The following is a 1195-nucleotide window of genomic DNA, read 5'->3' on the forward strand; positions in this document are numbered from 1 at the left end:
TTGAGATACTCAATAACGGCCTCAAAGCCGCCTGACAACACTAAACCCCGAGAGTCAACGAAATCCGGGGCAGTCCCTAGGCGTCCGGATGGAAGACTGAACCGCCCTGGGTTCGTTGGAGGCTCCTGACCTTGGAAACGAGAATAGAGTCATGGCATCGAGTCAGGGATCCGGGAAGCCGACGGCACGTCGGTATTCGCCGGAAGAGAAGGCTGCGGCAGTCCGGATGGTACGGACGCTGCGGGCAGAGCTGGGAACCGAGCACGGGACGGTTCATCGGGTCGCTTCGCAGCTCGGGTACGGGACCGAATCGGTACGAGCATGGGTCCGGCAGGCCGACGTCGATGACGGCCACACCGCCGGCGTGAGCACCGCCGAAGCCAGGCGGATGCGGGAGCTCGAGCAGGAGAACCGCGAACTACGTCGGGCGAACGAGATCCTGAAGCGTGCGGCGAGTTTCTTCGGGGCGGAGCTCGACCGCCAACATCGGAGATAGTCGCGTTCATCGACGCGAACAAAGATGACATCGTCGAAGGACGAATGCTTGGAGTCGAGCCCATCTGCACCTTGCTGCAGGTGGCCCCAAGCACCTACTACGCGGCGAAGAACCGCACCCCGTCCGCACGTACCGTCAGCGACGCGGTCCTCACCCCGAAGCTGGTCGCCCTGTGGGAGGAGAACTACCGCGTCTATGGGGTCCGCAAACTCTGGAAAGCGGCACGCCGTGCCGGAATAGCTATCGGCCGTGACCAGACAGGCCGGTTGATGCGAACCGCAGGCATTGAGGGCGCCACCCGTTCGAAGCGGGTGAAGACCACACGGCCTGATCCGGCAGCAGCACGCCATCCGGACTTGGTGAAGCGACGGTTCACGGCGATGGCGCCGAACCGGCTCTGGGTGACCGACCTGACCTTCGTCCCGACGTGGGCCGGTGTCGCCTATGTCTGCTTCATCATCGACGCGTACTCGCGGATGGTCGTCGGGTGGCGGTGCGCTAGCCATATGCGCACCGAGATGGTGCTCGACGCGATCGAAATGGCGAGGTGGGGCCGAGGCACTCACCATGCGGACCTTCGGTGCCACAGCGATGCCGGTAGCCAATTCACGTCGATTCGCTAGGTCAAGCCCCTGGGAGTGGTGTAGCGCTGCGTGATCCCTCGCGGGGTTAAGCGGTCAGTGCGGGGCGGGCCTCCTT

The 1195-nt window shown here is 63.8% G+C and carries 1 pseudogene; it reads left to right on the forward strand.

From position 1 onward, the window contains the following. Nucleotides 1–151 precede the first annotated feature (151 nt). Nucleotides 152–1116, forward strand: a pseudogene (locus ACX80P_RS16960) (IS3 family transposase); the annotation flags it as partial. Between the last annotated feature and the right edge of the window lie 79 nt (nt 1117–1195).

Source organism: Arthrobacter arabinosi, from assembly GCF_054511115.1.